Origin of the sequence: Wolbachia pipientis, assembly GCF_023661085.1 — a bacterium.
GTDB lineage: Bacteria > Pseudomonadota > Alphaproteobacteria > Rickettsiales > Anaplasmataceae > Wolbachia.
Map to the genome: position 1 here is coordinate 1 of NZ_JAHDJT010000059.1, position 7876 is coordinate 7876.

The following is a 7876-nucleotide window of genomic DNA, read 5'->3' on the forward strand; positions in this document are numbered from 1 at the left end:
AATTGTACACAAGAGTCACTGTGTTGCAGAAATTCTTGTCTGTTAGCAGTTTTGTGCTGCATTATGAAAAAATTAACTACATTTAGTAAGAGCTATATTTTATAAGTATAGAACTATATGACACTGGCTTTAGTGTTGACTGGCATAATTGCTATGTCAACAGTCTCATCTGAGGTTATAATGGGTATGGTGTATACTATACACGATAATAAAAAGTAGGGTTTTCAACGTTTGGACGGTTAATATCTCTAGCTCCAATTGTCATTGTGTTCACTTTTAGTTTTAATTTACCTAAGATGAGTGTTATTACAGCACAAGTCTTATTTTGGACATATTCTGTTTTAAAATAGGTTTGTCTTTATCGTCTATTTTTTTTAATTTACACTGGAAAAAGCATTGCAAGCATATTTTTTATTACTGCTGCTGTTTTTGGATGCATGAGCGTTTATGGATATACCACTGAAAGAGATTTGACTAGCTTGGGGTCCTTTTTCATTATGGGGCTTATCAGTATACTAATAACCTCATTGGTAAACTTATTCTTAAGGAATACAGCGCTAAATTTTACTTTATCAATTTTAAGTGTTATTATTTTTATTGGCCTTACTGCCTTTGATATACGAAGGATTAAAGCTGTTTACAGTATATACGGAGTCAGTGATGAAAAGATGGCTATGAAAATTTCCATTGTTGGTGCTTTAACTTTATACTTAGATTTCATTAATATTTTTGTACATTTACTCCACCTTTTTGGCAAGAAAAGAGAACAATAATGTACATTTTTACTGATCATGAAGATTCTGGAAAGAAATTAGTCAGCAAGTTAGTTAATTATAAAGACAATAAGGATATTATTGTATTGGCGTTACCGAAGGGTAGAGTTCCAGTGGCTTATGAAGTGTATCCGTTCAGCCAATGGCGTCAACTTAAGAGCCTCCATTAGCAAACTCTCCTAAAGACATGATAGCGTTTGGACTTATCCATCTTATTGCAGCTATACAATCGCCCTGGTCGAATTTTAACTTTAGCACGCATGCTTGCTCTATCAAAAAGGCTTAAAAGCTTTTTGGTGAACAATTTCCAATAAGCACTTGATAGAGTTTCTGTTTCATTACACCAAATAAAACTGAAAAATTTAAACGATACTCAGCAATTTGATCTGGATTCCAAGGCCCTTGCGCATTAGACTCTAGAGCCATACATCTTATAGATATTATACCAACAATCCATTATTTTTTCTACGTCTCGTGGTTTAATTTTTGGACCTATGCTGATTCTAATCGAACACTCTGCTTGCTCTTTTGCTGCCCCCATTGCAAGCAAAACATGGGAAGGTTCAACTTTTCCAGAAGAGCATGCAGAGCCATTGCTAACTGCAATGTTATTTAAGTCAAAATGCATAAGTTGCACGTCACTCTTTACTTTCGGCATATAAATAAGACTTGTATTTGGTAACCTTTTGGAGTTTTTACCGAAGATTTTGATACCGCTGGCAAGGTTTAACAGCTCATACTCCAATTGATCGCGTAGCTTCTTTATTTCATCCATTTTTGATAGAAGATATGGAATATCCTGCAATGCAGCAGAAAGACCTGTAATTGCAACAACATTCTCCGTACCACCTCGTAATCCTTTCTCTTGTCCACCACCTATTATAATAGGCTCTATTACAAGCTTTTTGTCGAATATTAAAACTCCACTACCTGCTATACCACCAAACTTATGAGCGGATAAAGTGAGTAAATCCACCCCTAAATCCTCCATATTAACTTCAATTTTTCCAACGCTTTGAGCAGCATCAGTGTGACAGATTGCTCCAAACTTATGCGCCATTTCAGCTACCTCTTTAACGGGCTGAATAACCCCAGTTTCGTTATTAGCCATCATCACTGAAACTATTACTCTATCTCCCTTAAGTTTGCTCAAAACCTTCTCTAGCTCTAAAAGATTAACAACACCTTCTTGATTAACGGGTATTATATGAGGATTACACGTAGAATTGAGAATTGAGGGGTGCTCTATAGCTGAAATTACATGTCGATAGCCCACCATCCCTCTCATAACAAGATTATTTGCTTCAGTCGCACCAGATGTAAAAACTACTTCTTTATTACCTAAAGCGCCAATAATCCCACGAACATTATCTCTTGCATCCTGAAGAATCTTTCTCGCCTCTTGTCCCTTTCTGTGTAATGATGAAGGATTCAGAATTTGTTTTGATAAGACCTCAAGTATACTCTTCTTTACACTGTCGATAATTGGGGAAGTTGCATTATAGTCAGCATATACGTAACCACCACCTAAAGAAAAGGGGCTTGAAGGTTTATCTGTCATTTAATTAAGAAAACTCTTTACTACTCGCTATAACAGTCATATATATTAGCTTAACATGATAAAAAGCTTGTTGCAAAAACGGTAAAATTAATACATAATTAATATATATACGACTTACATTAGTTAATATCTGTCAAGCAGGTTTTTATTAGGAGCTACCGTGGTAGAAGTTTTTTTAAATAACGCAGCAAAAAAAATAGAAGGTGAATATCACCAAAGTAGGGGAGCTAACGCGCCAGTTGTGCTAATTTTACACCACCACCCCCAATATGGTGGCAATATGAATAGTAAAATAATACATAATATATACGCATCTTTTATCGGCAACAGCTTTTCTGCATTGAAAATCAACTTCCGTGGTGTGGGAAAGTCCACCGGAACTTTCGATAAAGGTATAGGGGAATTAACTGATGCTGCAGTAGCTATCGATTGGCTCCAGGAACATAATCCTAGTAATGTTCCAATTTGGATAGTTGGTTTTTCTTTCGGAGCATGGGTAGCTATGCAACTAACAATGCGCCGCCCTGAGGTAGTAGGTTTTGTTGCCCTTTCTCCTCCAGCAACAAAGTACGACTTCTCTTTTTTCTTTCCCTGTCCGGTTCCTGGGCTTATAATACAAAGCAGTAATGATACAATCTCAGAAGAAAGCGATGTAACAGAACTAGCAAAAAGGCTGATGAACTCAGTCAAAAGTGACCATATGGAATACCATATTATAGACGATACTAATCATTTTTTAAGAGATAAAGAGAAGGAGGTAGTTCAAATCATAGATAACTATATAAAACTGCGCTTGAATAATGCAGCTATTTCTTCTCAAAAGACTAAAAAAGAGGTGAAAATAAGAGAGTACGCTTAATCTTTACAAACAAGAAAAATGAGTGTAGTAATACAAACAAAAAGGTTTTGTTATGTTTAGGAAGTTGTTATTTCTTGTTTTGATTGCGTCTATGTTATCAGGGTGCCCCCTAAACAAGTCACACAAGTTAAAAAGTCCATGTATAAAAGGCAATGAAAGTACTTCATGCAGGCTATACCCTGTTAATGACCATTGGTTAGGTAAGTATAAGATAGTAGCTCAATAGATTCTAGTTCTATGCTATATCCATTCACAATTTTACCAGTGATTTGTCCTTTAACTGTAAAATACAGTCTGCCTTTTCTGCAAGGAGGTGATTGTGTGTTACTATAAGCATAGAGCTACTATTTTCCTTTACATATGAATACAATAGCAAAAACACATTCAAAGAATTTGTTGGATCTAAATTCCCCGTTGGTTCATCTGCAAGTAGAAGTCTTGGGGAATTTACAATGCTTCTTGCAATTGCAACTCTTTGCCTCTCTCCGCCAGAAATTTCAGATATCATACTACTTGCTTTGTCTTCCAGACCAAATTTCTCCAACATTGTCTGCGCATTTTTTATTGCCTCAGTTTTGCTTCTTCCCGCAATAAGTTGAGGGAGCATAACATTTTCCAATACCGATAACTCCTGTAACAAATAGTGAAATTGATAAACAAAGCTCAGGAAACTTCTTCTTATATGAGTTTTATGTTTATTGCTGGCTTGTGTACAATTTACTCCATCTATTGTTACTATACCTGAAGTCGGCTTATCCAATAAACCTGCAATTTGCAATATAGTTGTTTTTCCTGATCCTGAACTGCCAATCAATGCAACTACTTGTCCTTTCACAACCCTTAGATTTATATCTTTTATAACAGCAGGAACTTCTTTGAAGCTCTTATCTACAGAAGTTAGCTCCAGTGCTACATCACCACCCATGTTAAAAAGGCCTAGGAGGCATAATTAAACTGAGAAGCTGTTACCACACCCACATTGAGACTTAGCAAGAGCATTTTTTATTTGAAACCCAGAACCACTTAGATCTTCAGTATAATCTATGACTGAGTTATTTAAAAATTTCGCTGAACAATTATCAACCATTAATACAGGATTGCCATTTTCGTCGTTAATTACTATATCTTTGCTTTTCCTACTAAAGCTAGAATGGCCTCTATAACCCTCACTTTCTTCATAATCGTCATCATCGTCGTCATCAAATTCATCATCGTCGTCATCACTCAAAGATAGACTTTTATTTATTTGATCTATAAGAAAATTATACTTGAAGCCAGAACACCCACCACCTGAAACTGCAACCCGTAACACAGAACTTTTGTCCTCTTCCTGCTCTACAAGGGAGTGAATTTTCTTTAGCGCATTGTCAGTCAAGTTAATATTGTAATCTGTTGACATAGTCACTACCGTTTATTATTGATAATTTATTATAGTAGAAATTTTACATGTCAAACAATAATTTTCTATTAAGCTATGCGTGTTTCCCAAGTAAAACAAGAGGAAGATATTTTAAAGAGCCAGAAGATGAAAACCGCAGCTGTTTTCAGCGTGATAGGGATCGCATCATTCACTCTAATGCGTTTAGAAAATTGGAATACAAAACACAAGTTTTTATCAATTATGAACACGACTACTATCGCACTCGGCTTACTCATAGCCTTGAAGTTGCACAAATTGCAAGATCTATTGCACGCAGGCTCGGTTTATATGAGGATATTACTGAATGCATAGCGCTTGCACACGACCTTGGTCATCCTCCGTTTGGTCACACAGGAGAGGATGCTCTAAAGAAATCAGTTCAAAATTTGAATCTTGATAGCGAGAAGTATGAATTTGACCATAACGTTCAGGCTATAAGGATTTTAACTTATCTTGAGCAAAAACATGCTGACTTTGATGGTATGAATCTAAGCTGGGAAGTGATTGAAGGCGTTGCAAAGCATAACGGTCCTTTGCTTGGTCGGAATGCAGTATCCCACACAAATAATCAACTATTGCTAGAATATAATGAAAAATATGATCTAAAACTTGAAGAATTCTCAAGCGTTGAAGCACAAGTTGCCTCAATTGCTGATGATATTGCTTACAGTGTCCATGATCTTGATGATGCACTCAGGGCAAATTTAGTAACTGTAGAAGATTTGCTCGATATTCCTTTAATCGGAGACACGTTCAAAGATGTAAAAAGTCAATATTCAAAACTATCTCAGAACAAACTTATACATGAATCACTGAGTAGAACTGTAGGAATTATGATAAGTGATGTTGTTTCTCAGACTAAAAAAAATATTGAGGACTACAAAATAGAAAGCGTAGAGGATGTAAGAAGTTTAAATAAGATGCTAGTTACATTTTCACCAGAAGTTGCAAATGCCACAAAAGAAATGAAAAAATTCAACATGGAAAAAATATACAGAAGCTATAAACTGAACAGAACGATGAACAAAGCAAAACGTATAGTACAGGAGCTCTTTCAGTGTTTTTATGAAAATCCAGGATTATTGCCCACAGAGTGGAACAAGCTTTCTTATAAATTCCAGCGTTCAGTAGTAATATGCGACTACATCTCAGGTATGACAGACAGATTTGCCATACATGAGCATAGAAGAATTTTTGATACCTCATACGAAATGACTTCTTTCTAATGACCGACGATCATTTCATGTCAATTGCACTAAAGCTTGCTGAAAAAACCCTCGGAAGTGTTGCACCAAATCCTGCTGTTGGGTGTGTCATTGCAAAAGATGGTGTGGTAGTTGGTGAAGGCTGTACAGGAATCGGTGGGCGTCCCCATGCAGAAATAGTTGCTTTGCAAAATGCTAAAGATTTGACTCATGGCGCAACTATGTACGTTACTCTTGAGCCATGTTGCCACTTTGGGGTTACAGAACCTTGCACCGCGGAAATCACAAGAGCTGGAATAAAAAGGGTAGTAATTGCAGCAATTGACCCCGACACAAGAGTTTTAGGTGGAGGCATTAAAGCCCTAAAGGAAGCAGGAATTGAAGTGGAACAAGGAATTATGCAAGAGGAGGCAGAAAAATTGAATATCGGCTTCTTCACCACTCAGAAATTACACAGACCATTTACAGCTTGCAAAATTGCAACAACTCTTGATGGAAAAATCGCAACATTTACAGGTGATAGCAAATGGATAACAAATGAAAACACAAGGAATTGGGTACATGAGCTTAGAGTAAAATATGATGCAATTATGATTGGCAGTAAAACCCTCATTAATGATGATCTACTTTTGACTTGCAGATTGCCAAAACTTGAAGATAGGTTACCCATAAGACTAATTATAGATAGCCAGGGAAAATTGAAAGAAGAGCACAATATTGCAAAGACCGCAGACAAAGTAACAACTTGGGTGATTACAAATAAAGAAGTAGAGAGAAAAATAAAAAACATTAACTATCTAGTGGCTAATTCAAACAGTGCAGGCAAAGTCTGCCTAAAAGACATGGCATCAAAACTTGTTTCAGAGGTTGGCATAACAAGGTTATTAGTTGAAGGTGGAGGAACGCTAATCACAGAACTACTGAAGTACAATTTAATCGACAGGCTGATAATCTGCCGCAGCGGTAAAATTCTAGGTAATGATGCGATTCCTTTTGTAGGAGACTTAGGAATTCAATCTATCAACAACTGCTACCGATTCAAAAAAGCAGAAGTAATAGACTTTGATGAGGATATAGTCGAGGTTTGGGATAGATTATAATAGCTTTATATGCTTGAATATAAAGAAAGAGGTAGAAAATCTACCTCTTGTACCATTTAAATTAGGCTTCTTGAGATATTGCTTCTTTAAGCAATGCAGTAACCTCAGGATTTTTTAAAACAGTCTTAACTTTTTCTTTGAGATCACTTGAATTCAGTTTCTCGCCCAAATTATTAGTTAAATTTGTAATGCTTTCTTGAACTCCCTCCAAGGCAGTCTTGTCAGCTTTTGTTCTCAGTGCAGATGCATCAGCTTTTTCAACTAGTTGATCATCAACATACTTCTTGTTAGCTTTTGCTTTCAGCGCAGTTTCTAGTGCTTCTTCAGTAACTAAACCTTTGGTTTTTGCTTCAATTTTGCTCTGAATTAGCTCCTCTACTTCTTTAGTCACTTTAGCATTTGCAGCTGATGTCCCAGCTTCACCTATTTCTTCATTCTTGTGCATTTGCTGATATGAAGAAATGGCTAGTATAGTGAAATATATGGCAGCAATAAATAGCGCTGTAATTCCAATGGGATTAACAATTGTGCTAATAAACGCCAAAGACTCAGGTACAGCAACTATATTAGTAGCAATTAATACCGTTGTTATTGCTGCCGCTAAAGACGCAAGTGCAACTGTACCTTCAATGCCCATTTTTGTTATGTGCGCTGTGTTTCTCCACTTCCATATGCTTGTATTCATAATAACCCTCCTTTAATGAGACCAATAATAAATTTAGCATGTACACATATTAGCATACACAATCAAGTTATTTTTTTAGGTATAATTTTGAGCTAAGAGTCTGCTTTCTAAGCTGTCACCAACTATGCGCAACTGGCTGAATTTAGATTTTTTAGCCATAGAAACAGAACTAAAAAACTACTTGACAACTTTCACCGTTACCTTTATAATGAGGCTGGAGCTATTATTTATCTTCAGTCTGTGCAGATTAAATGAGAAAAAAACTTAGCATAT

At 36.2% G+C, this 7876-nt stretch carries 9 protein-coding genes and 1 pseudogene; 5 read left to right on the plus strand and 5 right to left on the minus strand.

Annotated features, from left to right (window positions below; translation table 11 throughout):
- Positions 1-377 precede the first annotated feature (377 nt).
- Positions 378-773 carry a Bax inhibitor-1/YccA family protein gene (locus tag DM84_RS03375; RefSeq protein ID WP_349305102.1) on the plus strand — a complete coding sequence of 132 codons (396 nt, stop codon included), beginning with the start codon at positions 378-380 and terminating at the stop codon, positions 771-773.
- Positions 773-943 (plus strand): hypothetical protein, encoded by a 171-nt coding sequence (locus DM84_RS03380; protein WP_250778336.1) that lies wholly within the window; start codon positions 773-775, stop codon positions 941-943. The genes DM84_RS03375 and DM84_RS03380 overlap by 1 nt, the downstream gene beginning before the upstream one ends.
- Here DM84_RS03380 and DM84_RS03385 read toward each other — a convergent pair.
- Together DM84_RS03385 and DM84_RS03390 are read right to left on the minus strand one after the other, a co-directional pair.
- Positions 940-1184 (minus strand): annotated as a pseudogene (locus tag DM84_RS03385) (IS4-like element ISWosp8 family transposase); the annotation flags it as partial. The gene DM84_RS03380 and the pseudogene DM84_RS03385 overlap by 4 nt on opposite strands.
- Positions 1183-2334, minus strand: coding sequence for a cysteine desulfurase family protein (locus DM84_RS03390; protein ID WP_250778337.1), 1152 nt, complete (start codon positions 2332-2334; stop codon positions 1183-1185). The gene DM84_RS03390 and the pseudogene DM84_RS03385, both read right to left, overlap by 2 nt.
- Positions 2335-2494: 160 nt before the next feature.
- Here DM84_RS03390 and DM84_RS03395 point away from each other — a divergent pair, with 160 nt between their 5' ends.
- Complete coding sequence (locus DM84_RS03395) at positions 2495-3193, plus strand: alpha/beta hydrolase (RefSeq protein ID WP_250778338.1); 699 nt, start codon at positions 2495-2497, stop codon at positions 3191-3193.
- A gap of 250 nt (positions 3194-3443) precedes the next feature.
- Here DM84_RS03395 and DM84_RS03400 read toward each other — a convergent pair whose 3' ends face one another.
- Positions 3444-4118, minus strand: a complete 675-nt coding sequence (locus DM84_RS03400; protein ID WP_250778339.1) for an ABC transporter ATP-binding protein — start codon at positions 4116-4118, stop codon at positions 3444-3446.
- Between the two features lie 24 nt (positions 4119-4142).
- Positions 4143-4592 carry a HesB/IscA family protein gene (locus DM84_RS03405; RefSeq protein ID WP_250778340.1) on the minus strand — a complete coding sequence of 150 codons (450 nt, stop codon included), beginning with the start codon at positions 4590-4592 and terminating at the stop codon, positions 4143-4145.
- Between the two features lie 47 nt (positions 4593-4639).
- On the opposite strand from DM84_RS03405, the gene DM84_RS03410 reads away from it, so the two are divergent.
- On the plus strand, positions 4640-5839 hold the full coding sequence (locus DM84_RS03410; RefSeq protein WP_250778341.1) for a deoxyguanosinetriphosphate triphosphohydrolase: 1200 nt from the start codon (positions 4640-4642) through the stop codon (positions 5837-5839).
- Entirely contained in the window at positions 5839-6918 is a 1080-nt protein-coding gene (gene ribD, locus DM84_RS03415) for a bifunctional diaminohydroxyphosphoribosylaminopyrimidine deaminase/5-amino-6-(5-phosphoribosylamino)uracil reductase RibD (RefSeq protein WP_250778342.1), read from the plus strand. Before DM84_RS03410 ends, ribD begins: the two co-directional genes overlap by 1 nt.
- A 61-nt stretch (positions 6919-6979) precedes the next feature.
- Here ribD and DM84_RS03420 read toward each other — a convergent pair whose 3' ends face one another.
- The gene (locus DM84_RS03420) at positions 6980-7603 is read right to left on the minus strand and encodes a DUF4795 domain-containing protein (protein WP_250778343.1); all 624 of its coding nucleotides are present in this window, start codon (positions 7601-7603) and stop codon (positions 6980-6982) included.
- Positions 7604-7876 lie beyond the last annotated feature (273 nt).